This is a genomic window from Shewanella sp. 433 (assembly GCF_059338565.1).
Genome location: NZ_CM181703.1, coordinates 182,663 through 208,655 on the forward strand (window position 1 = coordinate 182,663; position 25,993 = coordinate 208,655).

Annotated in this window: 26 protein-coding genes and 1 pseudogene; 16 read left to right on the forward strand and 11 right to left on the reverse strand. The window is 48.0% G+C overall.

Going from position 1 to position 25,993, the window contains the following annotated elements; genetic code table 11:
• Positions 1-49: 49 nt before the first annotated feature.
• The gene (gene selD / locus AC5YB1_RS00900) at positions 50-1,093 is read left to right on the forward strand and encodes a selenide, water dikinase SelD (RefSeq protein ID WP_494520364.1); all 1,044 of its coding nucleotides are present in this window, start codon (positions 50-52) and stop codon (positions 1,091-1,093) included.
• Complete coding sequence (gene mnmH / locus AC5YB1_RS00905; RefSeq protein ID WP_494520365.1) at positions 1,093-2,208, forward strand: tRNA 2-selenouridine(34) synthase MnmH; 1,116 nt, start codon at positions 1,093-1,095, stop codon at positions 2,206-2,208. Before selD ends, mnmH begins: the two co-directional genes overlap by 1 nt.
• A 160-nt stretch (positions 2,209-2,368) precedes the next feature.
• Here the strand turns inward: mnmH and AC5YB1_RS00910 are convergent, their stop codons facing one another.
• The 4 genes from AC5YB1_RS00910 to nudE form a co-directional block, all read right to left on the reverse strand.
• Positions 2,369-4,219 carry an MFS transporter gene (locus AC5YB1_RS00910; RefSeq protein ID WP_494520366.1) on the reverse strand — a complete coding sequence of 617 codons (1,851 nt, stop codon included), beginning with the start codon at positions 4,217-4,219 and terminating at the stop codon, positions 2,369-2,371.
• 105 nt (positions 4,220-4,324) lie between these two features.
• Positions 4,325-4,780 carry a GNAT family N-acetyltransferase gene (locus AC5YB1_RS00915; RefSeq protein WP_494520367.1) on the reverse strand — a complete coding sequence of 152 codons (456 nt, stop codon included), beginning with the start codon at positions 4,778-4,780 and terminating at the stop codon, positions 4,325-4,327.
• Positions 4,773-5,585, reverse strand: coding sequence for a 3'(2'),5'-bisphosphate nucleotidase CysQ (gene cysQ, locus AC5YB1_RS00920; RefSeq protein WP_475515487.1), 813 nt, complete (start codon positions 5,583-5,585; stop codon positions 4,773-4,775). Before cysQ ends, AC5YB1_RS00915 begins: the two co-directional genes overlap by 8 nt.
• Positions 5,586-5,635: 50 nt before the next feature.
• Positions 5,636-6,181 (reverse strand): ADP compounds hydrolase NudE, encoded by a 546-nt coding sequence (gene nudE / locus AC5YB1_RS00925; RefSeq protein WP_494520368.1) that lies wholly within the window; start codon positions 6,179-6,181, stop codon positions 5,636-5,638.
• 96 nt (positions 6,182-6,277) lie between these two features.
• On the opposite strand from nudE, the gene yrfG reads away from it, so the two are divergent.
• The 7 genes and pseudogenes from yrfG to AC5YB1_RS00960 all read left to right on the forward strand — a co-directional run bounded on the left by yrfG (position 6,278) and on the right by AC5YB1_RS00960 (position 13,004).
• Positions 6,278-6,949 carry a GMP/IMP nucleotidase gene (gene yrfG / locus AC5YB1_RS00930; RefSeq protein WP_494520369.1) on the forward strand — a complete coding sequence of 224 codons (672 nt, stop codon included), beginning with the start codon at positions 6,278-6,280 and terminating at the stop codon, positions 6,947-6,949.
• Between the two features lie 349 nt (positions 6,950-7,298).
• Positions 7,299-7,916, forward strand: coding sequence for a transcriptional repressor LexA (gene lexA / locus AC5YB1_RS00935; protein ID WP_475515484.1), 618 nt, complete (start codon positions 7,299-7,301; stop codon positions 7,914-7,916).
• Positions 7,913-8,422: a cell division inhibitor SulA gene (locus AC5YB1_RS00940; RefSeq protein WP_494520370.1), complete on the forward strand. Its 510-nt coding sequence runs from the start codon at positions 7,913-7,915 to the stop codon at positions 8,420-8,422. The genes lexA and AC5YB1_RS00940 overlap by 4 nt, the downstream gene beginning before the upstream one ends.
• A gap of 397 nt (positions 8,423-8,819) precedes the next feature.
• Positions 8,820-9,932: pseudogene (gene coxB / locus AC5YB1_RS00945) on the forward strand (cytochrome c oxidase subunit II); the annotation flags it as partial.
• Positions 9,933-9,950: 18 nt separating this feature from the next.
• A complete protein-coding gene (gene ctaD, locus AC5YB1_RS00950) occupies positions 9,951-11,561 on the forward strand; it encodes a cytochrome c oxidase subunit I (protein WP_119978694.1) in 1,611 nt (536 codons plus the stop codon).
• Position 11,562: 1 nt separating this feature from the next.
• A complete protein-coding gene (locus tag AC5YB1_RS00955; protein WP_475515482.1) occupies positions 11,563-12,132 on the forward strand; it encodes a cytochrome c oxidase assembly protein in 570 nt (189 codons plus the stop codon).
• A complete protein-coding gene (locus AC5YB1_RS00960) occupies positions 12,129-13,004 on the forward strand; it encodes a cytochrome c oxidase subunit 3 (RefSeq protein ID WP_475515481.1) in 876 nt (291 codons plus the stop codon). The genes AC5YB1_RS00955 and AC5YB1_RS00960 overlap by 4 nt, the downstream gene beginning before the upstream one ends.
• On the opposite strand, the gene AC5YB1_RS00965 is transcribed toward AC5YB1_RS00960, so the two are convergent.
• Complete coding sequence (locus AC5YB1_RS00965; protein ID WP_494520371.1) at positions 13,005-13,223, reverse strand: DUF2909 family protein; 219 nt, start codon at positions 13,221-13,223, stop codon at positions 13,005-13,007. It abuts the gene before it with no gap.
• Between AC5YB1_RS00965 and AC5YB1_RS00970 the strand changes: the two genes are divergently transcribed.
• The 5 genes from AC5YB1_RS00970 (at position 13,222) to AC5YB1_RS00990 (ending at position 17,235) form a co-directional block, all read left to right on the forward strand.
• Positions 13,222-13,968, forward strand: coding sequence for an SURF1 family protein (locus AC5YB1_RS00970; RefSeq protein ID WP_494520372.1), 747 nt, complete (start codon positions 13,222-13,224; stop codon positions 13,966-13,968). The two genes, AC5YB1_RS00965 and AC5YB1_RS00970, sit on opposite strands and share 2 nt — an antisense overlap.
• 180 nt (positions 13,969-14,148) lie before the next feature.
• Complete coding sequence (locus AC5YB1_RS00975) at positions 14,149-14,694, forward strand: redox-active disulfide-containing membrane protein (protein WP_494520373.1); 546 nt, start codon at positions 14,149-14,151, stop codon at positions 14,692-14,694.
• The gene (locus AC5YB1_RS00980; protein ID WP_494520374.1) at positions 14,694-15,677 is read left to right on the forward strand and encodes a COX15/CtaA family protein; all 984 of its coding nucleotides are present in this window, start codon (positions 14,694-14,696) and stop codon (positions 15,675-15,677) included. The genes AC5YB1_RS00975 and AC5YB1_RS00980 overlap by 1 nt, the downstream gene beginning before the upstream one ends.
• Before the next feature lie 11 nt (positions 15,678-15,688).
• On the forward strand, positions 15,689-16,591 hold the full coding sequence (gene cyoE / locus AC5YB1_RS00985; protein ID WP_494520375.1) for a heme o synthase: 903 nt from the start codon (positions 15,689-15,691) through the stop codon (positions 16,589-16,591).
• Positions 16,582-17,235, forward strand: a complete 654-nt coding sequence (locus AC5YB1_RS00990; protein ID WP_494520376.1) for an SCO family protein — start codon at positions 16,582-16,584, stop codon at positions 17,233-17,235. The genes cyoE and AC5YB1_RS00990 overlap by 10 nt, the downstream gene beginning before the upstream one ends.
• 37 nt (positions 17,236-17,272) lie before the next feature.
• Here the strand turns inward: AC5YB1_RS00990 and AC5YB1_RS00995 are convergent, their stop codons facing one another.
• A complete protein-coding gene (locus AC5YB1_RS00995) occupies positions 17,273-18,319 on the reverse strand; it encodes a polysaccharide deacetylase family protein (RefSeq protein WP_494520377.1) in 1,047 nt (348 codons plus the stop codon).
• Between the two features lie 22 nt (positions 18,320-18,341).
• Between AC5YB1_RS00995 and AC5YB1_RS01000 the strand changes: the two genes are divergently transcribed.
• Positions 18,342-19,685, forward strand: coding sequence for an MATE family efflux transporter (locus tag AC5YB1_RS01000; RefSeq protein ID WP_494520378.1), 1,344 nt, complete (start codon positions 18,342-18,344; stop codon positions 19,683-19,685).
• Positions 19,686-19,793: 108 nt separating this feature from the next.
• On the opposite strand, the gene nfuA is transcribed toward AC5YB1_RS01000, so the two are convergent.
• Positions 19,794-20,372 carry a Fe-S biogenesis protein NfuA gene (nfuA, locus tag AC5YB1_RS01005; protein WP_475515473.1) on the reverse strand — a complete coding sequence of 193 codons (579 nt, stop codon included), beginning with the start codon at positions 20,370-20,372 and terminating at the stop codon, positions 19,794-19,796.
• A gap of 204 nt (positions 20,373-20,576) precedes the next feature.
• Between nfuA and AC5YB1_RS01010 the strand changes: the two genes are divergently transcribed.
• Positions 20,577-23,117 carry a M14 family zinc carboxypeptidase gene (locus tag AC5YB1_RS01010; RefSeq protein ID WP_494520379.1) on the forward strand — a complete coding sequence of 847 codons (2,541 nt, stop codon included), beginning with the start codon at positions 20,577-20,579 and terminating at the stop codon, positions 23,115-23,117.
• Positions 23,118-23,243: 126 nt separating this feature from the next.
• On the opposite strand, the gene gltS is transcribed toward AC5YB1_RS01010, so the two are convergent.
• The 4 genes from gltS to AC5YB1_RS01030 all read right to left on the reverse strand — a co-directional run bounded on the left by gltS (position 23,244) and on the right by AC5YB1_RS01030 (position 25,982).
• Positions 23,244-24,467, reverse strand: a complete 1,224-nt coding sequence (gltS, locus tag AC5YB1_RS01015; protein WP_494520380.1) for a sodium/glutamate symporter — start codon at positions 24,465-24,467, stop codon at positions 23,244-23,246.
• A 273-nt stretch (positions 24,468-24,740) separates the two neighbouring features.
• A complete protein-coding gene (locus AC5YB1_RS01020) occupies positions 24,741-24,896 on the reverse strand; it encodes a DUF2986 domain-containing protein (RefSeq protein ID WP_110458832.1) in 156 nt (51 codons plus the stop codon).
• Positions 24,897-25,121: 225 nt separating this feature from the next.
• On the reverse strand, positions 25,122-25,286 hold the full coding sequence (locus tag AC5YB1_RS01025) for a YqaE/Pmp3 family membrane protein (RefSeq protein WP_494520381.1): 165 nt from the start codon (positions 25,284-25,286) through the stop codon (positions 25,122-25,124).
• Between the two features lie 21 nt (positions 25,287-25,307).
• On the reverse strand, positions 25,308-25,982 hold the full coding sequence (locus tag AC5YB1_RS01030) for a TIGR01621 family pseudouridine synthase (protein WP_494520382.1): 675 nt from the start codon (positions 25,980-25,982) through the stop codon (positions 25,308-25,310).
• Positions 25,983-25,993: the final 11 nt, after the last annotated feature.

The following is a 25,993-nucleotide window of genomic DNA, read 5'->3' on the forward strand; positions in this document are numbered from 1 at the left end:
GGGTCTATCATGGGCGGCTAACCCGTTCATTTAGAGATAGTTCGAGCTCATGTCAGATACCAAGATCAAACTTACCGAATACAGTCATGGCGCAGGTTGTGGCTGCAAAATTTCTCCCAAAGTATTGGGAACGATTCTGGCATCACAACTACCTCACTTCGACGACCCGAATATTCTCGTTGGCAACAGTACCCGCGATGATGCTGCCGTCTATAAGCTTAATGATGACACGGGCATTATCAGCACCACTGACTTTTTTATGCCGATAGTGGATGATCCTTTTACCTTCGGCCGCATTGCCGCCACCAACGCGATTAGCGATATTTATGCCATGGGCGGGACACCAATGATGGCTATCGCCATATTGGGCTGGCCAGTGAATACGTTACCAGCAGAGATCGCTCAGCAAGTTGTCGATGGCGGTCGCCAAGCGTGCGCCGATGCTGGCATCATGCTGGCGGGTGGCCACAGTATCGATGCACCTGAACCCATTTTTGGGCTGGCCGTTACAGGGCAAATTCCGTTAACCGAGCTCAAACAAAACAATACCGCTAAAGTCGGCGATAAACTGTATCTCACTAAACCACTGGGGATCGGTATTTTGACCACGGCTCAGAAGCAAAAAAAGCTAGCCGATGAAGATAGTAATATCGCTCCAGAGGCCATGTGCCAGCTCAATAAAATCGGCCCAGCTATCGCAAAAATTGCCGGCGTCAGTGCCATGACAGATGTGACAGGTTTCGGCTTAGCGGGCCATCTCATTGAGATGTGCTTAGGTGCTGATGTAGCAGCTAAGATTGATATCGACGCCCTGCCCTTGTTACCCAAAGCGAAAGACTACCTGCAGATGGGCTGCATTCCCGGTGGTACCCATAGAAACTACGACAGCTATGGCGAACATTTACCCCTGGTCAATGAGGAACAAAAAGCACTATTGTGCGATCCACAAACAAGTGGCGGATTATTGATTGCCGTTTCAGCAAGCCATGAAGCGGCTTTAATTAGCCTGCTCGAGGCTAATGATATTGCCCCAATCAGTATTGGTCATTTGGTCACCAAACCCGCAACGAAGCAACTCGTGGAACTGCGCTAATGTCACCACTTATGGTTTCTAAAAACCAATACACCCAGCTGTTCATCAACGACCACCCCATAATGGATGTGCGCGCGCCCATCGAGTTCGATAAAGGGGCGTTTCCGGCCAGTACTAACTTACCCTTAATGCAAGATGATGAGCGCGAACAGGTGGGCACATGTTATAAGCAACGCGGCCAAGCCGCCGCGATTGCCTTAGGTCATACGCTCGTTCATGGTGATATCAAACAACAAAGGGTCGATGCATGGCGCGAGTATTTTGCTCGTCACCCTAATGCTTACCTATATTGTTTCCGCGGTGGACTGCGTTCACAACTGACACAGCAATGGCTTAAGGAGGCTGGGCTATCCGTCCCCTATATCGAAGGCGGATATAAGGCGATGCGTCAGTTTTTGATAGACACCATAGATCAAGCCCCTAGGGTAAAACCCATGTTGATCCTCAGCGGCATCACCGGCAGTGGTAAAACGGACTTTTTATTACAGCGCCCAGAAGGCGTGGATTTAGAAGGCCTTGCCCATCATCGCGGCTCAAGCTTTGGCCGCTACCACGAGCCGCAACCTTCGCAGATCAACTTCGAAAATAGCCTCGCTGTGGCACTGCTAAAACACCAAGCTAGCGCAGCCAAATCGTTACTGCTCGAAGATGAGAGCTACCTCATTGGTCGCTCGGCGCTACCACAAGCCTTTTATAAAGGCATGCAAGTGGCAAAAGTGGTGGTATTAGATGAGAGCCAAACAGCCAGATTAAACCGATTGCTCGACGAATATGTCCATAAGATGCATCAAGGTTATCTTGATCGCCTCGGCGAAGAGGCCGGCTTTATCGCTTTTGCCGATTATTTGTCGCAAAGCATCAGCGGCATAAAAAAACGCCTTGGCGGCAAACAACATGATGAACTGCAGGCGATGGTGAATCATGCCTTACATGCACAACAAAGCCAGGGCACGACAGCTGCTCATCTCGAGTGGATAAACGTGCTGCTGAGTAAATACTACGATCCTATGTACCAATATCAGATTGATAAAAAAGCCGATCGGATTATTTTTAAAGGTGATCATCAAGCTGTGCATCAGTGGCTCGATCAATACACACCCAATAACATCACTTAATGACATGATCGCCATTAAACGTGACTGAATCACTCACCTGAATTCGAGTAAAACGATGGAATAATCCGAGATAGCTTAGCTATTTAGGATTATTTCACCCCCAAAGCTAAGCTCCAAAATGTAGATAATGAGTTTTCGGTTTTAAGCCGGGGTCTTGATTTTATGATGCGGCAGTCATCAAGCGGGTGATTTGCTGTTGCAGTGACGCGGCGCTCACCTGAGATACCGCCATGGCATCACCGACAATCAGCGACACCTTTGGCCAAACCCGCCGCGGTTGAAGTGTGTTTGCTTGACTCTCACTCGGATCTGCTAATCCTCTCATTGCAAGCGGTATCACCTTTACGGGATGGTGCACTGCGAAACTTGCCATCAAGGCGTTAAATTGAGCCTGATAACTCGCCGTCATGGCATCACTCGCGGTTAAATTATCGCTTAACAGGCACAGTAACTCGCCATTGGCTAACGCCTGCTCAATCATGGTTAATGCTTCATTATTGCTTGCGCCGCTTATCTCACCCATAGCCACAGGGATCGCTCCAGTCGGCTTAACAGAGCTCGCTATGATAGAGGATGGCATAACAAAGCGCACCGGACGACTCGATACGCCCATCACGCACAAAGCATCGAACTGGTTGATATGAGGACATACCAGCAGCACTGCCCCCTGTTTGGGCAGTTTTTCACGCCCTTCAACACAGAAGCGGTAACGCACATGACGAAAGAGATAACTGATAAAGCGCCAGCGAAACTCTGGCGCTTGTCCATAAACATAGGCAGCGACCACCAGATTAAGAACCGCCAGTAAGGTAAATAACTCAGGGATACTCCACCCAAATCCCGCCAGCAGTAACATGGCCAATAACGCCGAGCACACCATAAATAGCGCATTAACAATATTATTAGCAGCAATCGCCTGTGCGCATTCCCCCGGCGCAGCACGCGACTGGATAAAAGCGTACAACGGGACGATAAACAAGCCCCCACTGACCCCCACCATCAACAAGTCAAACATCAGTCGATAATGCGCTGTTGTGGCGATAAAGTCTCCCACACTATAAACCCACGAGGGATCTAACGGCGCTGGTGGAATAGCCCAGACTAAATCGAGGCCAAACAGGGTCAACCCCGCCATGCCTAAAGCCACGACACCTAACTCAACATGACCATAGGATAAGCGTTCACACAAAAAGGAGCCCACCGTGATACCCACCGAAAATAGCGCTAATAATAGCGACACTACGCTAGCATCAGACGACAGATGTAACTTAGCAAAATAAGCAAATTGCGTTAGGTAAGTGGCACCGAGAAACCAAAACCAGCTAATGGCGATGATCGCCACCCAGATGCTTGACGTCTTTCTCACCTTGGTAATGGCGTGCCACGTGCCAGATAAAGGAGCAAAACGAATTGGGGTTGCGTCATGCTGTAAAGGCAAAGCCGGAATGGCACGACTGGCCAAATAACCACACAGGGAAAGTACAAAGACAATCAAGGCACTGGCGACAATCCCATGCGCACTCGTCATCAACAGCCCGGCGCTCAATGTGCCACTTAAAATAGCTAAAAATGTGCCCATTTCGACCCAAGCATTCCCCGTAACTAACTCTTCTTCGGCCAATACTTGCGGTAAGAGTGAATATTTTACCGGCCCGAAATAGGCCGACTGACAGCCGGTTAAAAATAACAGCAGTAACATCACCATGTAGCTTTGAGACAACATCGCCATCGCAGCGCACGACATGATAACCACTTCGAGTTGTTTGAGTCTGCGGATAAGCTTCGCCTTGTCCATATTGTCAGCGAGCATCCCGGCATGAGCGGAAAAAAGAAAGAAGGGTAAAATAAACAGGCCTGCGGCCAAATTAACAAATAAATTAATACTGATTGGCAACTCATTGATCTGGCTATAAGCCACCATCAAGAGTAAAACATTTTTATAAATATTATCGTTTAATGCGCCTAAACATTGGGTGACAAAATAGGGCAAAAATCGTTTTGTTAACAGCATATTTGCTCCAGCTTGCCGCGACCTTAGGTTAGCCTAACCATTTAGACGGCAGTAGAGGGTTATATAAGCCATTGCCAAGCTGTGGCCGTGCACAATAGACAAGGCTTAGCGCATCAGACACATCACCACCCGTGATGCATCTGGGCCAAAATAGTCAGCTTCTGTTTGCAACTCGACAAACCCCAATGCTAGGTATAAATGACGCGCTGGATTAGCTGGGTCCACAGTGAGCATTACCTGAGTGACCGACGGCGCCAAGTGATTAAGTGCATCGATTATAAAACGTTTGCCGATACCTCGGCCTTGGGCGTGTGTCTCCACGGCGACAGATAATATCCAACCTATATGCCGCAGCTCACTTGGCACCATTAGGAGATAGCCAAGAAGACGATTATTGTGATCTATTGCAACACGCAAACCACTTGGCCAACAATCGAAACTCTGACGAAAAAAGAAATCCGGATAACAATGTTCGCCAAACACACGCTGTTCAAGCCGATAAACGCCGGCCAGTTCGCCCTTTTGCGCCGCACGCAGGGTAATATCAACGGGCTTATTCACTGACTAACAACTCATCCCAAGGTAAATGGGTCGAACCGACCACGATAAAATTAGGGTTTTCGAGCGATTCACGTTCGTTATAACTGAGCGGCTGCAGTTCAAGATCCATGATCTGCCCGCCCGCCTCTTCGACAATAATTTGTGCCGCGCCGGTATCCCACTCGCCAGTAGGGCCAATGCGTACATAACAATCGGCGCGCCCTTCGGCGACCAAGCAACTTTTAAGCGCTGCCCCGCCGAGCACCACGAGCTCACAATGTTTAGGCTGGTTCAGTAGCTTTAATACCGACTGCGGATCTTGGCGACGACTGACCGCCAAGCGCAATGAGCGCGAATCATCGAGTGTCAATTGACGACTGGCAATACGCTGCTCGCCTTTACTTGAGCGCTTATAAGCCCCCAGTCCCGCGATGGCATAATAAATCACCTCGGTCATGGGCACATAAACAATCCCCATAATGGGGCGATTATGCTCAACTAACGCGATGATCACCGAAAAGTCGCCGCTGCCAGCAATAAACTCTCCGGTGCCATCTAACGGATCGACCAGCCAATACCTGGGCCAATCGACGCGATCGGATAACGGGATGTCGGCATCTTCTTCAGATAACACAGGAATATCAGGAGTCAGCTGAGTCAGCGCAGCGGTGATAATTTGGTGCGCAGCGAGATCGGCAGACGTCACAGGGGTATTATCCGCCTTAATTTCTTTATCAAAGCTACCTTCAAGGTAAATATCTTTGATGGCCATTCCCGCTTCAACGGCGATGGCGATCACCTGTTCCACACACTCTTCTGGCTTCATCACAACTCCAACAACCTAGACAGGTAATGCATATATCCGAATTGAAATAACTATTTTAGTTTTAAATGCTTCTGGGCTAAAAACAAGGCACTCACACTTCTAGACTCTGAGAAGTCTTCCAATGCCAATAGCCCTGACCACTGTGCAAGCGGCCAAGAAACAACCTCTATTGGCTCGGGCTCATCGCCTTCAAGGCGACTCTCATACAGATCTTCTGCAATATAGATCTGCATCTTGCTGACAAAATAGCTGGGCGCCAGACTTAACTCCATCAAATGGGTTAATTTTTTAGCCCCAAAGCCTATCTCCTCCTGCAGCTCCCGATTAGCGGCTTGCTCAGGCGTCTCTCCCGGATCAACCAGCCCTTTGGGAAAGCCCAGTTCATAGCTGTGGGTTCCTGCGGCGTACTCTCTGCCCAGCAGCAGTTGCTCACCCAACACAGGGACCACCATTACGGCACCACGATTATTACCTTTCATACGTTCATACTGGCGCTCGACCTGATTAGAAAATTTCAGGTGCACTTGTTCAATTTGAAATAACCGACTCTGGGCAACAACTTGTGTATGTAATATCTGTGGCTTTTGGTCCGACATGAATGTCCCTGATAAAATGACGTTTGCATCACAGTTCAATCTTACTATGATGGGCCTAATCCACAACTCTCACGATAGAATTTTTTTACTGACCTTATGTTTCCTTGGGATAAAATCGATACTGTACTGCTTGATATGGATGGCACACTGCTAGATTTACACTTTGATAGCCATTTTTGGCTCAAGCTAGTGCCGCAAACCTTAAGTCACAGCAGAAACATCTCTCTAAATGAAGCTAATGTCTTGGTAGAACAAGCCTACGACCAAGTGGTTGGCACCTTGGATTGGTATTGCCTCGACTACTGGCAGCAACAACTGCAACTGGATATTGTGCAGCTGCAACGCACATTGGCCGACAGGATACAGTTACGCCAAGACAGCATGCCATTTCTACGCGCATTGACTCAAAAGCATAAAACCAGAATATTAGTGACCAATGCCCATCCTCAAAGCCTAGCTCTCAAACTAGAACACACAGAGCTCGCGCAAGGGTTAGACCATATGATCTCCAGCCATGAAACAGGTTTTGCTAAAGAGCACCCTCAATTTTGGTCTAGCTTATTTAACCAATATCAATTGCAACCCAGTCGGTGTTTATTTATCGATGACAGCGAAGCTATCTTACATGCCGCCAAACAAGCTGGAGTTGGGTATTTGCTTGGCATAAGCAATCCTGATAGTAAAAAGCCCCATAAAATATTTACCGACTTTCCCGCAATCCATGATTACCACCACCAGTTAGATGATCTTATCGCCAGTAAGCCATAATAGCTCCTCGCTCAATGACATAAGATAAGGATAAATGCAGGTGCATGGTGCAACCAAACCCTATAGCCTGCTTATTTGTTTCACCGCCCGAACTTGGCACTGAAATCGTCTCAACAGATAAGAGAGCAATCGCGCCACTCAGCGACACTCAATGAATCCTTTCCGTAAAATTAAATTCATAACATTGATTTAAATTAAAAAAGTCAGATTGCAATAAAAATAAATCTGCGACCTTATTTTCAGTTTTAAGCAAATCCCACCACATTGCCGACAAAAATATGCTTAATCCTTGCGCTACTTTAAATACTGTATATACTAACAGTTACTGTATGGAAAGACAGGATCTGTAATGAGACCATTAACCCCTAGACAAGCTGAAATATTAGAATTAATTAAACGCAATATTGCCGATACAGGCATGCCGCCTACCCGAGCTGAAATTGCTCGTCGCCTAGGCTTTAAAAGCGCCAATGCGGCCGAAGAGCACTTAAAAGCCTTAGCCAAAAAAGGCTGCATCGAAATAATGCCTGGGACCTCGCGAGGTATTAAGCTAACTCAAGAAGATGATAGCGAAGATCTTGGTTTACCACTGATTGGACAAGTCGCTGCCGGTGAACCCATTTTGGCCCAAGAACATGTTGAGCAACACTACAAAGTTGACCCAGCGATGTTTCGCCCAAGCGCTGATTTTCTCTTAAGAGTCCGCGGCGATAGCATGAAAAATATTGGTATTCTCGAAGGCGATCTACTTGCGGTGCATAAGGTGGAGCAAGCCAGTAATGGGCAGGTTGTCGTAGCTCGCGTCGAAGATGATGTCACAGTAAAGCGCTTTGAAAAGAAAGGTAATACTGTATATCTTCACGCCGAAAATGAAGAATATTCACCGATAGTCGTCGACCTATCTACCCAAAGCCTTAGCATCGAAGGGCTGGCCGTAGGTGTTATCCGCAACGGAGATTGGCAATGAATAATCTAATGGGTAATGCCCCGCGACATCCCGGCCTTTGGGTCGATATGAATAAGCAACACAAACCAACTCAGCACAGTACCATTGCGACATTATCGAGTCGTACCCAAGGTAAGCATGAGTTGCAAGCGCTAACACCGCAATTAGCAAGATTAAGCCAACAAGGCCAGTGGGTCGTACTGATTAGCCCACCGAATATTGGCTATAAGCAGATGCTCGCCGATGCGGGGGTACGCATGGATAGAATCTTATTAGTGCACACCAAAGATGAAGTTGAAGCACTGTGGGCGATGGAAAAAGCGCTTACTAGTGGTACATCCAGTGCGGTGATCAGTTGGACCCAAGCACTCGATGCTCGCGATTGCCGCCGCTTACAATTGGTCGCCAAAAGTACCCAGGCTCTAGGTGTTGTGATTGAAGATGATAATAGTCACTTACCTGTAACAGCCCTGACAGAGCAAGATCTGGGCTATCAACAAGCATCATTATTTAGTTCACTGCACTAGCATTACAGTTCAAACTTTCCATACTTAAGCCCCGCGAGGGGCTTTTTTGTTGCTGTTTTAAAAAAATTAAAAAAAAGTGATCTTGATCAATATTTAAACAGCGATTAAGTTAGTAATAGATATCAACGATTATTTGTTATATCCGAACAATTTAGTGGTCTGTTTCATTGGCCAACGAGTGTAGATCTCTCACTGCGTCCAATAAAGCGGAAATTAGCCTGATATAGTCAGCCGTAAGTGCAAGCGTGGTAACCACCAGCAATAACAACAGCAATACCACCAGCGCACTGTGAAGTCATCGTTGCTTTTTTGGGAACTGAAAAGTTTGCATAGAGCCGAGACATACTGTGTAACTTTTCTTTGTAGTTGCCTTCGCAATTGACAGAGGAGAAGTCTAGTGAAGCATCTGTGGTATAGCTTGCTCGGGTTATTACTAGCCCCACCCATATTCGCAGCCGATATGCCCCTTAATATGACACTAGGGGTAACTGAGATCAGTGGCAAGGTTTTTAGCCTTCACATGACCATTCTTTATATCTGTTGCGCTATCGGCATCATAGTGTTTGGGGTGATGATCTATTCCATCATTAACCATCGTCGCTCCAAAGGTGCGGTGGCTGCCAATTTTCATGAAAGCACTAAAGTCGAAATCGCTTGGACTATCGTCCCTTTTGTCATCTTGATCCTGATGGCGATCCCTGCCACTAAAACTCTTATCGCCATGGAAGACCCTAGCGATGCGGATATCACCATCAAGGTTACAGGTTCTCAGTGGAAATGGCATTACAGTTATTTTGATCACGATATCGAATACTACAGTTTACTCGCTACCCCAAGAGCACAAATTGAAGGCAGTGAAACGAAGGGCGAAAACTATCTATTAGAAGTCGACAAACCTCTAGTGCTTCCCGTTAATAAAAAAGTGCGTTTCTTGATGACGTCAGATGATGTGATCCATTCTTGGTGGGTGCCAGCCTTTGCGGTAAAAAAAGATGCTAACCCCGGTTTCATCAATGAAGCTTGGACCCGCGTGGATAAACCCGGCACGTACCGCGGCCAATGTGCTGAACTATGCGGTAAGGACCATGGCTTTATGCCCATAGTGGTTGAAGTGTTGTCTGAGGCCGATTTTGCTCTCTGGATCGATGAGCAAAAAAACCAAGCCACAATCGCCGCCGCCGCAACCGAAGCCTCGTTATCGCAAACCTTATCTATGGATGAACTTATGACCCAAGGTGAGCAGATATACATGGCACGCTGCGCCGCCTGCCACCAGCCAAATGGCATGGGACTTCCAGGAGTGTTCCCCGGATTAAAAGCCAGCGCCATTGCCACCGGCCCAGTCACAGCACATATCGATATTGTGGTTAATGGTAAGGCGGGCACCGCAATGCAAGCCTTCGCTGGACAGCTAACACCACAGGAGATAGCGGCTGTGGTGACATATGAGCGTAACGCTTGGGGCAATGATGTCGGTGATATCATCCAAGCCGCTGACGTTAGTCAACATGGTCAATAGGGAGGCATGATGAATACAACAACGCGCGAAGCCAATATGGATGCCGCTCATATTGAAGAGTCTAACGAACACCACGAAGCTCACCCAACCGGCATAAAACGTTGGCTATTTACCACTAATCATAAAGATATCGGCACCTTATACCTATGGTTCAGCTTTATTATGTTTCTTACTGGCGGTGCCATGGCCATGGTGATCCGAGCCGAACTGTTTCAGCCTGGATTACAATTAGTCGAGCCCAACTTTTTTAATCAAATGACCACAGTGCACGGCTTGATCATGGTGTTTGGTGCCGTCATGCCCGCCTTTACAGGGCTTGCAAACTGGCTAATACCCATGATGATTGGCGCGCCCGATATGGCGCTACCACGGATGAATAACTGGAGCTTTTGGATTTTACCCTTCGCCTTTACCATATTATTAAGCTCACTCTTTATGGAAGGTGGAGGCCCCAACTTTGGTTGGACATTCTATGCTCCGCTATCCACCACTTATAGCCCTGATAGCACGGCACTGTTTGTATTTTCTATCCATATTATGGGGATCAGCTCAATCATGGGAGCCATCAACGTGGTGGTGACGATTGTGAATATGCGCGCCCCCGGCATGAGCTGGATGAAATTACCGCTATTTGTGTGGACCTGGTTAATCACCGCTTTCTTGTTGATCGCCGTCATGCCTGTGCTTGCAGGGGTGGTCACTATGGTGCTGACGGATAAATATTTTGGCACCAGCTTCTTTGATGCAGCAGGTGGCGGCGATCCTGTGATGTTCCAACATATTTTCTGGTTCTTCGGCCACCCTGAAGTCTACATTATGATCTTACCTTCATTTGGTATCATATCGGCTATTGTGCCCGCCTTTAGTCGCAAACGTCTCTTTGGTTACTCCTCTATGGTTTATGCCACTGCCAGTATTGCGATTTTGTCCTTCTTGGTTTGGGCACACCATATGTTTACCACCGGCATGCCAGTATTTGCTGAGCTGTTTTTTATGTATTGTACTATGCTCATCGCGGTGCCAACTGGGGTTAAGGTCTTTAATTGGGTCGCCACCATGTGGCGCGGATCACTCAGTTTTGAAACGCCTATGTTGTTTGCCATCGCCTTTATCATACTGTTCACCATAGGCGGATTTTCGGGGTTGATGCTGGCCATTACTCCGGTGGATTTCCAGTATCACGATACCTATTTCGTGGTGGCTCACTTCCATTATGTATTGGTCACAGGGGCTATCTTCTCCATTATGGCCGCCGCCTATTATTGGCTACCTAAATGGACTGGACATATGTATGACGAGAAGCTGGGTAAACTGCATTTTTGGTGTTCGGTTATCTCAGTTAACGTGTTGTTTTTCCCCATGCACTTTTTAGGACTCGCGGGAATGCCGCGTCGAATTCCTGATTATGCAATTCAATTTGCTGATGTTAACCAAATTGTCTCTATTGGCGGCTTCGCTTTCGGGCTATCGCAGTTTATCTTTCTCGCCTTAGTGATTAAGTGCATCAAGGGCGGTGAAAAAGCACCAGCTAAACCTTGGGATGGTGCAGAGGGATTAGAGTGGACTCTGCCAAGCCCGGCTCCTTATCACTCATTCTCGACTCCTCCCGAGGTGAAATAACATGTCCCAGCCCCTGGCAGCATCAAACCGCAAGCTGATCATCTGGCTAATCGCTGGCGCGATAGGCATGTTTGGCTTTGGGTTTGCCTTAGTGCCGTTATACGACGTGCTATGTGAGCAACTGGGCATTAACGGCAAGACACAATCGACAGCGTCGACCTACAAGCCGATGACCATAGATACGTCGCGAATGGTGACCGTCGAATTTATGGCTCATATACAACAGGATATGCCATGGGAATTTACGCCAGAGGTCAAACGTATGCAGGTTCACCCTGGCGAGCTTGTACGCACTAACTTTAACGCTAAGAGCCTAGCGCTCGCGACCACCGTAGGCCAAGCCATTCCCTCGGTATCTCCTGGGCAGGGGGCAGCCTACTTTAATAAAACCGAGTGTTTCTGCTTTAATCAGCAGCGGTTAGCGGCGCAAGGTAGTGCTGCATTACCGCTAATTTTCTATGTCGATCCCGATCTACCAGACACGATATCGACACTGACACTTTCCTATACTCTCTACAACATCACCGACAAGGGTTATGTCGGCGCTGTTGAGCAAGGAGCGGCAAAATGACCACTAAACACGAACACTATTATGTGCCAGCGCAAAGTGCCTGGCCCATAATAGGCGCCATCGGGCTATTTTTAATCGCCTTTGGGGCTGGCACTTATATACAGCAGCTCAATAGCGAGCAATCGAGCGGCGGTTATATTCTGACTGCCGGGATTGCAGTGATTGTGTATATGATTTTTGGCTGGTTCAGAACCGTGATTGGCGAATCGATGGCTGGACTCTATTCGAAACAGATGGACAGATCATTTCGCCAAGGGATGAGCTGGTTTATTTTTTCAGAGGTGATGTTTTTTGCCGCTTTTTTTGGCGCGCTACTCTATGCCCGTATGATAGCCGTGCCATGGCTAGGTGGGGCCTCCAATAACGCCATGACTCACGAAGTGTTATGGCCTACCTTTGAAGCGATGTGGCCCTTGGTCACCACGCCAGATGGCACTAAAACCGAAGCAATGGGGTGGACGGGGCTGCCACTGTACAACACCATCATATTACTCACATCATCGGTCACCTTACACTTTGCCCATGTCAATCTCGAAAAAGGTAAACGCACCGCCCTTACCCTGTGGCTGGGGCTGACCATCTTACTCGGATTGGCATTCTTACTGTTACAGGTTGAAGAATATGCTCATGCTTATCAGGAGATGGGGCTGACCCTCTCCTCTGGCGTTTATGGCAACACCTTTTTCTTGCTCACCGGTTTCCACGGCATGCACGTGAGCTTAGGAACCATCTTCTTATTGGTGTTGTTTTTTAGAGTGTTAAAAGGTCACTTCACCCCAGATAAGCACTTTGCTTTTCAGGCGGGCAGTTGGTATTGGCATTTTGTCGATGTGGTCTGGCTATGCTTATTTATTTTTGTGTATGTGCTGTAGCTAATAAGGCCTAGGGTTGGGAGCAATTAGCCCCAAGCCTAGTGCCAGTAACAGCAGTAGGATCACCAATAGCGAAAACAATACCCGGCGGCCTAAATATTGGCTCATGGGTACCTTACTATCCCCTTTCACTAAGATAAACAACGCACGCCCAAGATTAAAAATGATGAAAAAAAGCAGTAACACTAGCACGACTTTAAATAGCAATATTGCACTCATGCAGGCTCCTAAACGTGGGTTGTCATGGACAACCGCCTTGGTTGTTTGTGTTACTGTGCTGGTGTTTAGCATCTTGGTCAAGCTCGGGTTTTGGCAGCTCAGTCGTGCCGATGAAAAAGTCGCATGGCAGCAGCAATTAACCGCTCGCCAAGCCTCTGCGCCACTGTCATATGCCCAACTGCTGGCTATGGCACCAGATACGACCCTAACGGGTTACCGTTTAAAGGTCGACGTCAGCCCAACCGATACCCCCATTATTCTGCTCGACAACCAAGTCTATAACGGCAAAGTCGGTTATTTGGTGCTGCAAGTGATGCAGGTTGCCTCGTATCAAACGGCATTACTGGTTGAATTAGGCTTTGTTCCTGGTGGAGTCGATCGGCGCATCTTACCTCAAGTGCAGCCAATAACGAGCTCACTCTCCTTAAGTGGCAGGCTATATCAAAAATCTCTCAACCCACTGAGCGAGCAGCTATTTGCTGAGCCCGGTGATCCTATGCGTATTCAAAACCTCTATATTACGGCACTGCAACAGCAGTTACAGCATCACTTGGCCCCAGCGGTCTTGCAACCCACCTCTAGGCTACCGATAGAGTTAGCACACCCTTGGCAGCCCATCCCCTTGAGTGCTCACAAGCATCACGGCTATGCATTACAGTGGTTTGCAATGGCGGCCGCCTTCGCCTTACTCATGGGATACGTATGGAGAATGAATTTAAAAAACAGTAGTTTAGCGTCAAAATAAATAACGAAACAAGGCAATATTCAGCAGTTGCTTAACATCACAAGACCTTGTAGGTTAGAACATAAATACAGCGATTATCGATACCGCACCCTGTAATCACTTCCTAGCCGTCTCGGGAAGTTGGCCTTTTTCTGCGCTGAGTCCATGTCAGCCACAAAGTGATCAACAAGAGGAGCTAAGATGAACTCCCCCAAGCATAAAAGCACTAAACCATTATTGATACTGCTACTGGTATTTGTGCTACCTGTGGTGGCGGCTAAGTTGGTGCTCAGCATGAACCTGTATCACGGTGGAGCGACCAACAAGGGCGAACTGCTGATGCCTGATACCACATATAGCCAGCTCGACATGAGTAACCCTCATCCCAAATCATGGCAGATGATCTACTTGTTACCCGCACACTGTGATAGCCCTTGCCTCAACCGCCTGTATATTTTACACCAAAGTCATATTGCCCTAGGACGTGACCAATTAAGAGTCACCCCCATTATTTTGCTGCAAGAAAATAGCGATCGCCCCGCTCTTGAGGGGTTTGACTTTGCTACCGCCAAGGCCAGTCATGACGTTAGCGCACTACTGGCGCAGCAACAGCTGATCATTGTCGACCCCCTTGGGGCTATGGTGATGCGTTATCAGCAGGTGGACACTAAAGATCAGCAAGTATTACTGGGTAAGGCCATGGTGGCAGATTTACGCAAGATGCTTAAATTATCGAGGATAGGCTAATGCAGATGACGCCACTGCTAAAACTCACATTAGTATTTACCTTATGTGTCATCTTAATGGGCGCCTATACCCGCTTGTCTGATGCTGGGCTTGGTTGCCCAGACTGGCCCGGCTGCTACGGCATGCTAAAAGTGCCTACACAAAGCCATGAATTAAGCCAAGTGCAGCAAGCCTTCCCCGAGCATACAGTCGATACCCAAAAAGCCTGGCTAGAGATGATACACCGCTATATTGCCGGTACCCTTGGGCTACTGGTACTGTATATTTTATATATCAGTTTTAAAATTCAAGATGCCCCTAAAAAACTGCCTAGCGTTATCGCACTCCTACTCCTATTTCAGGCGGCACTGGGCATGTGGACGGTCACCATGCAGCTGATGCCTATAGTGGTGATGTCACACCTCATTGGCGGCTTTAGCTTACTGTCGCTGTTATGGCTCTTGTATTTACGCACCACACCGTTGCGCATTGTAGGGGGAGATCCTCAAGTGAGAAAACTCGCGCCCTTCGCACTACTCTGCCTTGTCGTGTTAGTGCTGCAAATTATGCTTGGCGGCTGGACCTCATCTAATTACGCCGCCCTCGCCTGTACTGCGTTACCCATCTGCGAGGGCGACTGGCTCAATAATCTGCAACCCCTGCAAGCGTTCAACTTGTTCTACCAAACAGAAGGCAGCTACGAATTTGGGGTGCTCGATTACGCATCACGCATGACCATACATGTCACGCACCGGATGGGCGCGATTATCACCGCCACACTGCTTCTCTGGCTCGCCTATCGGCTATTGATACAGGCAAGATCGGCCATGATTAAGCGCAGCGCTTGGGTGCTTACCACCTTACTAGTAATACAAGTGGGGCTGGGGATCGCCAATGTCGTGCTGCATCTGCCGCTTGGCATTGCCGTGGCTCATAACGCGGGGGCAGCTTTATTGCTGCTGACCATGATCTTTATTAATTACACCCTGTGGCGTAAAGCATAAGCGAGGCAGCGATGACAAAACCGATAACGCTCAGCAATCCAGCAGCCAGCCATATTCAATGGCGCGCCTATTTAGAGATGACCAAGCCTAAAGTGGTGGCGTTAATGTTACTTACGGTATTGGTGGGTATGTGCTTAGCCGTGCCAGGGGCTGTCCCTCTGCAACCTTTGGTTGCTGGCCTTGTGGGTATCGGCATGATGGCTGGGGCGGCTGCGGCCTATAATCATCTTATTGATCGCCGTATAGATGGTCTCATGGCGCGCACCTACAATCGCCCACTGCCTAAAGGCCGTATCTCCATCGTTAAAGCGATGATATTTGCTACCACTATGGCATTGCTGGGCTTTATCCTTTTGTATGCCTTAGTCAATCCACTCACCGCTTGGTTAACATTTGCCAGTCTCGTTGGCTATGCGGTGATCTACACCGCCTACCTAAAGCGCGCGACACCACAAAATATTGTCGTAGGCGGACTCGCAGGAGCCATGCCGCCACTATTAGGTTGGACCGCCATCACTGGCGAGTTTCATGCTAATGCCCTGTTATTGGTGATCATCATTTTTGCCTGGACCCCGCCCCACTTTTGGGCATTAGCGATTCACCGTAAAACCGAATATGCCAAGGTGGATGTGCCTATGCTGCCGGTGACTCACGGCGTTGAGTTTACTAAAACCTGCATCTTGCTCTATACCGTATTATTGGCCCTTGCCTGCCTTTATCCTGTGCTGGTTGGTATGTGCGGTCCGCTCTACTTAATCGGTTCGACACTGCTTAGCTGTGGCTTTATCTACAAGGCGTGGCAGCTCAAATATCGCGATAAGCCGGAATTAGCAATGCAAGTGTTTCGATTTTCCATTTACCATCTTATGGCCTTATTTTTAATTTTGTTAGTCGACCACTATTTATGGAGTTAACGCCTGTGAAAAAAATTGTGCTGCTGGGCATACTACTGGTGTGTGCAACATTAGGGGCGATAACCGCTTATACACTTAACCAAACAGCGACGCCGCCATTAAGCTTAACCACCAGCTATGTATATCCCACTAAACGGCCTTTATCACCGTTCAACTTAGTTGACCAACATGGGCAAGCATTTACCAACCAACAATTATTACATAAATGGAGTCTGGTGTTTGTCGGCTATACCTCATGCCCCGATGTCTGCCCTACTACGATGGCAAAGCTGGCCGCTGCAGTGCAGAGTTTACCGCCGGAGCTGGATTTACAAGTGATCTTTTTATCTGTAGATCCGAGCCGTGATACGCCAGATAAGTTATTAGATTATGTGAATTTTTTTAATTCTGACTTTATAGCGGTCACCGCGCCACACGCGCAGCTACTGCCGCTGACCCGCGAGCTTGGATTTGTGTACGCCATGGTTGGTGAGGGGGAGAATTATCTGGTAGATCATAGCGCCTCGATGACTCTCATCTCACCGCAAGGTGAACGCTACGCGACGGTTAAACCTAAGCTGACACAACTCAGCAGCCTGCCGCAGATCTCGACCCAAAACTTGGTCGCCGACCTGCAGCAACTCACCGCCAATGACGCGCTGTAAACAGCAAACGCCGTATCATTGGCTAAGCTAACACCCGCTACTCTTTGAGCCAAGTACCGTCGCTTTTAGGTCGCACCCAAGCTTGGGAAAACCAATAGTAACGCCCACTTTGCTTACTGGGTGCAGTGCAGTTGTAGCGTGACCGACCTGGCGGCAGGTCGAGTCCTGCGCGCACAACAAACTCATCTTCACTCACCCACAATGGCTTAGCGGCTCCCTGTCCTTGTATAAAGCACATCAACTGATGAGGGTAGATATCACTCATGTCTAGCTTAACCTTCATCTCTGGACGCCAATCACCTAGCGCTAGCTCGGTATTCGACGGAGACAATGCCAATATCGGCATGTTTAAACTGTGCAACTTCACTTTTAAGCTAGACAGATCCGCATAGGTGCCCGCCACCGGAAAGCGAGGTAACGCCGTTAAGCTGGAATAATGGCCTGCAGCCCCCGACTGTTGCCCAAACCCGACAAAGCCTAGCTTGCTCAGCAATGCTTCTATCGCCGCGTTATATTCGCCATAAGGGTAAGCCAACATCTTCCAACTCTGACCCGTTTTCGCCACTATTTGCGCTTCGGTTGCCAACAGATTAGTTTCAATACGCGTTAACCAATCGGATTCGGTTTCACCGTCGAGACGACGGATCAAATGCTCATGCCCCCAACTGTGGTTCGCCAACTCGACGCCATCAGCGACTAACCGCTTCAAGGTCGTCCAATTCATCACATCACGATATTGCTGCTCTATTGGCTCGACAGCGATAAAGATGGTGTAAGGAAAACCATATTCTTTTAAAATTGGATGGGCATTATCGGCAATGTTTTGATAGCCATCATCGAAAGTGATCGCCACCGTTTTATCGGCAAAGGCTTTATCGGCTTTGAGTCCATCGACCACCTCTGACAGAGGAATTACGGTAAAGCCATTATCACTCAGGTAGGCCATCTGTTGACGAAACTCTAATGGCGTCACACTGGTGACCCTAGGTGTATCTTCTGACACATGATGATACTGTAAAATCACCACCGCCTGAGCCGAAAAGCTCAAGCAGCATATCAGCGTAACGAAAACGCGTTTTAACATACTAAGTAACCTCTGAGAATCTATGTCCCTAGTTAATTTACTGTTAGATAAACAGAAAAACAGGCATTTGCTTGCACTTGCTTTGCCCATGATTCTGTCAAACATTACCGTGCCCTTATTAGGCTTAGTCGATACGGCCGTGGTGGGACATCTGAGTAACGCTTATTATTTAGGGGGTGTTGCTGTCGGCTCAACCCTTATTACTTTGCTCTTATGGGTACTGGGGTTTCTGCGCATGTCTACCACAGGTTTGGTGGCACAGGCCTTTGGGGCTGGCGACACGCAAGCGCAATATCGACTGTTGTTGCAATCGGCCAGTTTAGCCCTGTTACTGGGGGCTGCGGCTATCTTATTTCAGTCGCCTATTATGACCTTGGCACTATCACTATCTGATGCGAGCGCCGAGGTACGCTATTACAGCCAGGCTTACTTTCATATACGGATCTGGTCGACTCCCTTTGCGCTGATGAACTTAGCCATGCTGGGGTGGCTCCTCGGAAGGCAACAACCCAAAGCCGCCATGTGGCAACTGATCGCAGCCAATTGTACCAATATTTTATTGGATCTGTTATTTGTTATCGCATTCGATTGGGGCGTACAGGGTGCGGCATGGGCATCGGTATTTGCCGATATCACGGGCTTTGCGGTAGCGGCGACCATGGTGTCCCGAGTGATAGCCAGACAGGGTGGCTTTCACCTACTCACTTTATGTCGCCAATTATCACTTCGCAGCTACCACAAACTCTTGGGACTCAATCGCGATATCTTTATTCGTAGCCTCTGCTTACAACTCACTTTTGCCTTTATGACCTTCGAAGGCGCCAGCTTAGGCGACAATACCGTCGCGGCCAATGCGGTATTACTCAACCTATTATTGTTAATTTCCTATGCCTTAGATGGTATAGCCTACTACGCCGAGGCTGAAGTGGGGCGGGCCTTTGGCGAACACAATCCACAGCGAATGTCAGGGGCGGTGACATTAGCCACCCTATGGTCAGCCATCGCTGCCCTGATATTTGTATTATGCTTTGCCACATTAGGCGGACAATTCATTACCCTGCTCACCAGTATTGATGCGGTGCAGCAAGTGGCACAAGAGTACCTAATTTGGGTGATATTTATGCCGTTTTTGGCGTTTGGATCTTACCTGTTTGATGGTGTTTATATTGGCGCAGCCGAAGGTGCCACCATGCGTAATAGCATGATATTGTCGACCTTTGGCGTGTTTTTTCCCACATGGTGGCTACTGCAAGACAGTGGTAATCATGCCTTATGGGCCGCGATGAGTGTGTTTATGCTTGCCAGAAGTGTCACCCTTGCATGGCATTATCACTATCGTTTAAAAACCAGATTAATGCAGGCCTAGCGCCCCCATAGGATGGTGATGCACCATTGGCGACAAAATAAAACGGGATGACCTAAGTCATCCCGTAATAAACGTCATCCTGCAACAAGCAGAATTCATCCAATAAGATTACTGGTATGAATGGTCGCCATGCTCATGCTCTGTCACATCACGTACGCCAGTCAATTCGCCTGGGAACATATCAAGTAGTTGCTTCTCGATACCATCCTTCAGAGTCACATCAACCATAGAACAACCGTTACATCCACCACCAAATTGGAGTACAGCAACGCCTGCGGCATCGATTTCAACCAGCATGATGTTACCACCATGGCTAGCCAGCTGTGGATTGATTTCAGATTGAATCACGTACTCGATACGCTCTTTCAATGGCGCATCATTATCGACTTTACGCATCTTAGCATTAGGCGCTTTGAGCGTCAGTTGCGAACCGAGTTGATCGGTGACGAAATCAATTGAAGCATCTTCCAGAAAAGGAGCGCTCTTTTCATCAACCATGGCATGAAAACCATTAAACTCTAGCTCGATATCATCGGCTTCAACGGCATCGGGTGGGCAATAAGACACGCCGCACTCTGCCGATGGAGTACCAGGGCTGATAACAAATACGCGAATATGAGTTCCTTCAGGCTGATCAGCGAGTAGCTTTACAAAATGTGCCTGAGCTGCATCGGAAATGGTGATCATTAAGACATGCTCCGTCAGGTTAAACCCGAGTGTTTTAGTAAGAATTACCGCTATGATACTCCGACTCCTATCAGCTTTGTAGCCCCTATGGCGATTAGTCAGTAATTTTTTGTCTAAAAAGTGTCGTATAAAGTGACTACTGGCTATGGTAACGATTTCAGCGAGCTGTTAATTTAACCTTTATATACAATAATAAAGACTCTAATGATGCTGCGACTCTGCCTACTGCTGCTGTTTTTTACGCCACTGATTGCTCAAGCAGTATCGATTAATCAAAATGTGACTACCGCCACATCTGCTACAGCAACAACCTCGGCCATCGAATCACCGAGCCAGTTTTTAGGTTATCCACTAGGCAGCTGGCATCTACGGCACGACCAAATAAACTTCTACCTCAAGCAGTTAGCACGCCAAAGCCCTCGGGTTAGCCTCGAGTCGACTGGCAACAGCCATGAAGCCCGCTCACAACTCACGGCGGTGATCACCTCGGCAGCAAACCAAGCCAATCTTAAACAGATCATGGCTCAGCGCGCACAAGTTAAAAGCGGCCAGCCACAAACGGGGCCCTTGATCATCTGGTTGGCCTATAGCATTCATGGTGACGAAGCCAGTGGTGCGCATGCCGCATTAACTGTGAGCCATCAGCTCAGTAGTAGCCAAGAGCCTTGGGTTATCGACTTGCTCGATAACGCTGTGGTACTCATTACCCCAACCCAAAACCCTGATGGTTTAGACCGCTTTTCTACTTGGGCCAATAACTACACTGGCAAAGTAAAAAACAGTGATGGCAACCATAATGAACATCAACAAAATTGGCCCGCTGGGCGTTCAAATCATTATTTTGCCGACCTTAATCGTGACTGGCTGTTCTTGCGCCATCCGGAGACGCGCGCACGCATCGCCCTGTTTCATCGCTGGCAACCCCACTATGTTGGCGACTTTCATGAAATGGGCCACAACCAAAGTTACTTCTTTCAACCTGGAGTGCCTAAACGCACTCATCCGCTGACCCCAGAAGAAAATCAACAACTGACCCTTAAACTAGCCGCTTACCATGCCAAGGCGCTCGATACACGGCAGCAACCCTATTTTAGCCAACAAATGTTTGATGACTTTTACTATGGTAAAGGCTCAACCTACCCTGATATCAACGGCTCTGTCGGGATGCTGTTTGAGCAGGCCAGTGTACGTGGACAGCAACAGGAATCTGACAATGGCATGCTGGTTTTTGAACAGGCGATTGCAAACCAAGTGGCGACGTCGTTTTCCAGCCTTAAAGGCGCGTTAGCGCTTAAACAAGAGTTACAACAGTTTCAAACACGCTTTTATCAACGTAAGGATAAGCATCAGCCTTCGGGGCGCGAAAGCGGCTTATTGATCAGCACGAGTCACGATCCGGGCCGGCGCGATGACTTAGCCCAGGTGTTACAGCAGCATCAGATCCTATTTTTTTACCTGCGAGAAGGTCTGCGCCAAGGACGCCATGATTACGCGCCGCGCGATAGCCTATTTATCCCGATTAATCAGCCGCAAAAAAGTCTACTACTGGCACTATTTGATCAACGCACCGAATTCGACGATGCCACCTTTTATGATGTCTCCAGTTGGAACTTCACCTACGCCTATCATTTACAACTGGCCCGCGATGTCAGCCTAGATGTGGATACACTCAGCAGCCAGCGCCCGCTTGACGCGCCACTAAGCATTGCTGCTGACAGCGTAGCCGTGCTCATTGATTGGCGACAACATCATGCGGCGACCGTACTACAGCAGCTCCTTAGTCATGGGGTTAAAGTAAAATTTGCCGCCAAACCATTCAGTATCATGACCGCAACTGGTGAGAGCGATTTTACCGCCGGCACATTGCAAATCGCCCTAGGTCGTCAAACCATGGCGAGCGCACCATTAAAAGAACTGCTTATTTCGCTCGCCACTCACCATCGGCTCACCATGGCCACGGTTACCAGTAGCCGCGCGTTATCAGGTATCGATTTAGGCAGTCCTGATTTTCACCCTATTGCGCCAATCAAAGCTGTGGTGATCACAGGTTATGGTACCTCGGCGTCAGAAGTGGGTGAGCTAGGGTATTTTATGGATCAACATTTGGCGGCGCCGCTCACTCAAGTGGATGTGTCTCGCTTGCCGAGTCTGCCCCTTAACCGATACACCCATCTGTTTCTTGCCGATGGCAGCTATCAAAATGTCGATGAAAAGCTCGCCCGTAAACTGGGGCAGTTTGTTAATAATGGCGGGGTGATCGTGGCGCAAAAGGGGGCCTTAAGCTGGCTAAGCAAAGGCAACTTATTAAAGAGTGATGTGAGAAATCCACGCGCATTTGAACAGCTATTTGCCACTGATGGCATGCGCTTTGAAGAGCAAGCGACACTACAGGCACGCCAAGCGATTGGCGGAGCCATACTGGCACTGGCTCTTGATACCTCTCACCCGATTAATTTCGGCCTACAAGGCAGCACTCTGCCGATACTCAAGAATAAGCCACTGGGATTACTCGCCGGTTCAAGCGCCTTTACCACCGCCGCGAATTACGCTGATGAACCGCTACTGGATGGCTATCTGGCAAAGGAATATCAACGCAGCTTGAGCCAAACACCAGCCATTCGAGTTGAACGCCATGGTAAGGGAGCGATAGTGGCGCTAACCGATAACCTACTGTTTAGAAATAGCTGGCTCGACGCGCAAAAGGTCTACAGTAACAGCCTCTATTTCATTCCGGCGCTGCACTGAAGCCACCCACTTACTGCTTGCTTAACGACACACGGCACTTACTTAAGTAAGTGCCGTGTGTCGTTAGGTCGTTTAAGCAAAGCGAGCAACATGGCGCGCCATGCTAATGCTTACACCACTAAGTGCTTACATGATAAAGCTCAAGTAGCCTTTTAAAATAACCACATTGACGATATCGATAAAGAAAGCACCCACAATGGGCACCACCATAAAGGCTTGTGGCGAAGGCCCGGTTCTCGAGACTAATGCCCCCATATTCATCACTGCGGTTGGCGTCGCCCCCATACCAAAACCACAGTGGCCACCTGCCATCACTGCGGCATCATAATTACTGCCCATCAGTTTAAAGGTAACAAAGTAGGCAAATAGCGCCAACACTACCGTTTGAATGAGTAAAATAATCAATAGCGGCACCGCGAGGTCAAAAATTTCCCACAGCTTTAAGTTCATCAATGCCATAGACAAAAACAGCGATAAAGACACGGTACCAATTACATCCACGCTTTCGCTATTAATTTTATAGCCACGCGATAGCTCGGTGATATTGGTGATCATCACGCCAAAAAACAGCGCATAAACAAAGTCTGGCATCCGTAACCAGCTGAGTTCGAACATACTCACCAACGAGCTAAACCACTTAGCACCGCCCACACAGAGCAGCAAAATAAACAACACCTCAAGAATGCTCTTAGCGGTAACTCGGTCTTCTTCTAATTGATCATAAGTCACCAAATCTGGGTGATCTTTATGATGGTTGCCCCCCACGCCATAAGAGGAAACTAGGCCATGTTTATTGATGAGTCGCTGCGCAACGGGGCCACCAATAATACCGCCCATCACGAGCCCAAACGTGGCTGCAGCCATCGCAAACTCAAGGGTATTGATACCATAATTGTTAGAGAAGGTTTGCGCCCAAGCGGCGCCTGTACCATGGCCCCCCGACAGGGTAATTGACCCTGCAATTAAGCCCATTAGAGGTTCTAGCCCTAATGCGGAAGCCATGCCAACTCCCACCGCATTTTGAATCACAATATAAAGAGAGGCGATACCTAAAAAGAGAAAGACCTTAGTACCGCCTTTCATCAATAATTTGTAACTTGCCGCTAAACCCACTGTGGCAAAAAACATCATCATCAAGGTGTTTTGCATCGACAGCGTAAACTCTAACGAGATCTGATTAAAATGCAGTATGGCGATAATCGCAGCGATAATTAAACCGCCAACTATGGGCTCTGGGATATTATATTTTTTAAATACAGGCACATGACGATTGACCGAGTGACCGATAAACAGCACTAAAATGGCCACCAGAAACGACTCTAACTCTCCAACAGAATAAACAGTATTCATAACACTCCTATTTCGGCAAAACCGTCCGCAACGACCGATACTACAGCGTCTATCGCGGCCTCACCCTATGCGCCGGGCTCATAACAAAATGAGTCTGGCGGTTAAAACAATCCCATTTAGTGCGGTAACGATTGATTAAGCATAATCGTTTAAACGCCACGCGCTATCCAGAGACGCCAACAGAGTCATTCTGCAACGCATCCGAACAAGTTAACAATGGGTAATTATCTCAGTGACTGGAAAATGAAATTGGGTAAATTTATGCGCTTAGTGCTAAGACGCATTTTCGGATGAATGTTCAATCTCAACCGCTAAACGCTCACGTTCAGCCTTCGAAATATATTTAGGCTTACCTGTGTGATGAAGCTTAGCGTTCGCTTTCTTCGCCTTAGCTTTTAGGGTTTGATTGATTTTTTTCTTTCTATTCATGGCGGCGAGTATACCCCAAAAATGGCTATTTGTGAGCCTGCAGCGCCACGTCAGTACATTTTTAAAGCAAGCATCTACTAGCGTAGTTGTGTGATATATCTCAAACTATTAAGTAAACTCAAATATTAAATCATTTTAAATCATACAGTAAAGAAAAGGCATTACTAAAATTCGCCCACAAAAAAGCACAGCCTTAACTATGCTTTTGTTTTAATCATCTGCTTATCATTTAGTCACAACCCAGAGTGCATGCAGCAATCCGGGGACAAAAAACAGCAAACATAAAATGATATTGATCAGCAGATCTTTACCGACACCGCTTTTTAAAAATACCGCAACCGGGGGCAATAAGATGGCAATAATCACCAGTAATAATTTATTTGTATCCATTTTAGCCGCTTCCTTATGTCATCACTTTTGCTTTGGCCAAGCCAACAACTCAGGCTCAGCCCATGTGTGTAATTGACGCTCAATGGCCTCATGACCAAACCACTCACCCGATGTCGGCGTCACTAAGTAAGAGTACATTTGTCCTGACCACTCGAAATGTAATCCATAGGCGTGTAAATACCCCCTATCCGCGGGCGCACCACCATAAAGTTCGTCCCCTAAAATAGGCACACCGAGACTGGCTAACGCCACGCGTAATTGGTGGGTCTTACCACTTAAAGGCTTAAGCAAATAGAGCCGCAGCCCTTCGGCAACTGACTGCGAAAAAAACTGCGTCACCGCTGGATTTTCAATGCTACGTAGTAATTTATACATGCTACGGCGCGACTTTGCCATATCACCTATGATGCTGCCCTGCTTCTTCTTGGGTTTTCCCTTCGCCAGCGCGAGGTAATATTTCTGAACTTGGTGCGTGGTAAACATCGCCGTAAAACGGGCCGCGGCTTGGCTGCTTTTAGCAAACAACAATAGCCCAGAGGTCATGGTATCGAGCCGATGTACAGAGTAGAGCTTAATTGCTAAATCTTGCTCAATCTGCGCCATCACGCCCGCGCTACCATCTTGGCTGTGAAAATGCACCTTGGGTGACTTATCGATCACTAAAAAATCGGCTTCATCGGCGATGATCTGATACATGTGGACCTATG

Bases quoted from the DNA above. Each gene is read 5' to 3' on its own strand.
- AC5YB1_RS01025 (WP_494520381.1), bottom strand. From the start codon at position 25,286: ATGGATACAAATAAATTATTACTGGTGATTATTGCCATCTTATTGCCC.
- AC5YB1_RS00975 (WP_494520373.1), top strand. From the start codon at position 14,149: ATGAACTCCCCCAAGCATAAAAGCACTAAACCATTATTGATACTGCTA.
- mnmH (WP_494520365.1), top strand. From the start codon at position 1,093: ATGTCACCACTTATGGTTTCTAAAAACCAATACACCCAGCTGTTCATC.
- ctaD (WP_119978694.1), top strand. From the start codon at position 9,951: ATGAATACAACAACGCGCGAAGCCAATATGGATGCCGCTCATATTGAA.
- AC5YB1_RS01010 (WP_494520379.1), top strand. From the start codon at position 20,577: ATGATGCTGCGACTCTGCCTACTGCTGCTGTTTTTTACGCCACTGATT.
- selD (WP_494520364.1), top strand. From the start codon at position 50: ATGTCAGATACCAAGATCAAACTTACCGAATACAGTCATGGCGCAGGT.
- AC5YB1_RS01030 (WP_494520382.1), bottom strand. From the start codon at position 25,982: ATGTATCAGATCATCGCCGATGAAGCCGATTTTTTAGTGATCGATAAG.
- AC5YB1_RS00960 (WP_475515481.1), top strand. From the start codon at position 12,129: ATGACCACTAAACACGAACACTATTATGTGCCAGCGCAAAGTGCCTGG.
- AC5YB1_RS01000 (WP_494520378.1), top strand. From the start codon at position 18,342: ATGTCCCTAGTTAATTTACTGTTAGATAAACAGAAAAACAGGCATTTG.
- AC5YB1_RS00970 (WP_494520372.1), top strand. From the start codon at position 13,222: ATGCAGGCTCCTAAACGTGGGTTGTCATGGACAACCGCCTTGGTTGTT.
- AC5YB1_RS00980 (WP_494520374.1), top strand. From the start codon at position 14,694: ATGCAGATGACGCCACTGCTAAAACTCACATTAGTATTTACCTTATGT.
- AC5YB1_RS00995 (WP_494520377.1), bottom strand. From the start codon at position 18,319: ATGTTAAAACGCGTTTTCGTTACGCTGATATGCTGCTTGAGCTTTTCG.
- cysQ (WP_475515487.1), bottom strand. From the start codon at position 5,585: ATGAAGCCAGAAGAGTGTGTGGAACAGGTGATCGCCATCGCCGTTGAA.
- AC5YB1_RS00965 (WP_494520371.1), bottom strand. From the start codon at position 13,223: ATGAGTGCAATATTGCTATTTAAAGTCGTGCTAGTGTTACTGCTTTTT.
- nfuA (WP_475515473.1), bottom strand. From the start codon at position 20,372: ATGATCACCATTTCCGATGCAGCTCAGGCACATTTTGTAAAGCTACTC.
- yrfG (WP_494520369.1), top strand. From the start codon at position 6,278: ATGTTTCCTTGGGATAAAATCGATACTGTACTGCTTGATATGGATGGC.
- cyoE (WP_494520375.1), top strand. From the start codon at position 15,689: ATGACAAAACCGATAACGCTCAGCAATCCAGCAGCCAGCCATATTCAA.
- AC5YB1_RS00940 (WP_494520370.1), top strand. From the start codon at position 7,913: ATGAATAATCTAATGGGTAATGCCCCGCGACATCCCGGCCTTTGGGTC.
- gltS (WP_494520380.1), bottom strand. From the start codon at position 24,467: ATGAATACTGTTTATTCTGTTGGAGAGTTAGAGTCGTTTCTGGTGGCC.
- AC5YB1_RS00990 (WP_494520376.1), top strand. From the start codon at position 16,582: ATGGAGTTAACGCCTGTGAAAAAAATTGTGCTGCTGGGCATACTACTG.
- AC5YB1_RS00955 (WP_475515482.1), top strand. From the start codon at position 11,563: ATGTCCCAGCCCCTGGCAGCATCAAACCGCAAGCTGATCATCTGGCTA.
- AC5YB1_RS01020 (WP_110458832.1), bottom strand. From the start codon at position 24,896: ATGAATAGAAAGAAAAAAATCAATCAAACCCTAAAAGCTAAGGCGAAG.
- nudE (WP_494520368.1), bottom strand. From the start codon at position 6,181: ATGTCGGACCAAAAGCCACAGATATTACATACACAAGTTGTTGCCCAG.
- lexA (WP_475515484.1), top strand. From the start codon at position 7,299: ATGAGACCATTAACCCCTAGACAAGCTGAAATATTAGAATTAATTAAA.
- AC5YB1_RS00910 (WP_494520366.1), bottom strand. From the start codon at position 4,219: ATGCTGTTAACAAAACGATTTTTGCCCTATTTTGTCACCCAATGTTTA.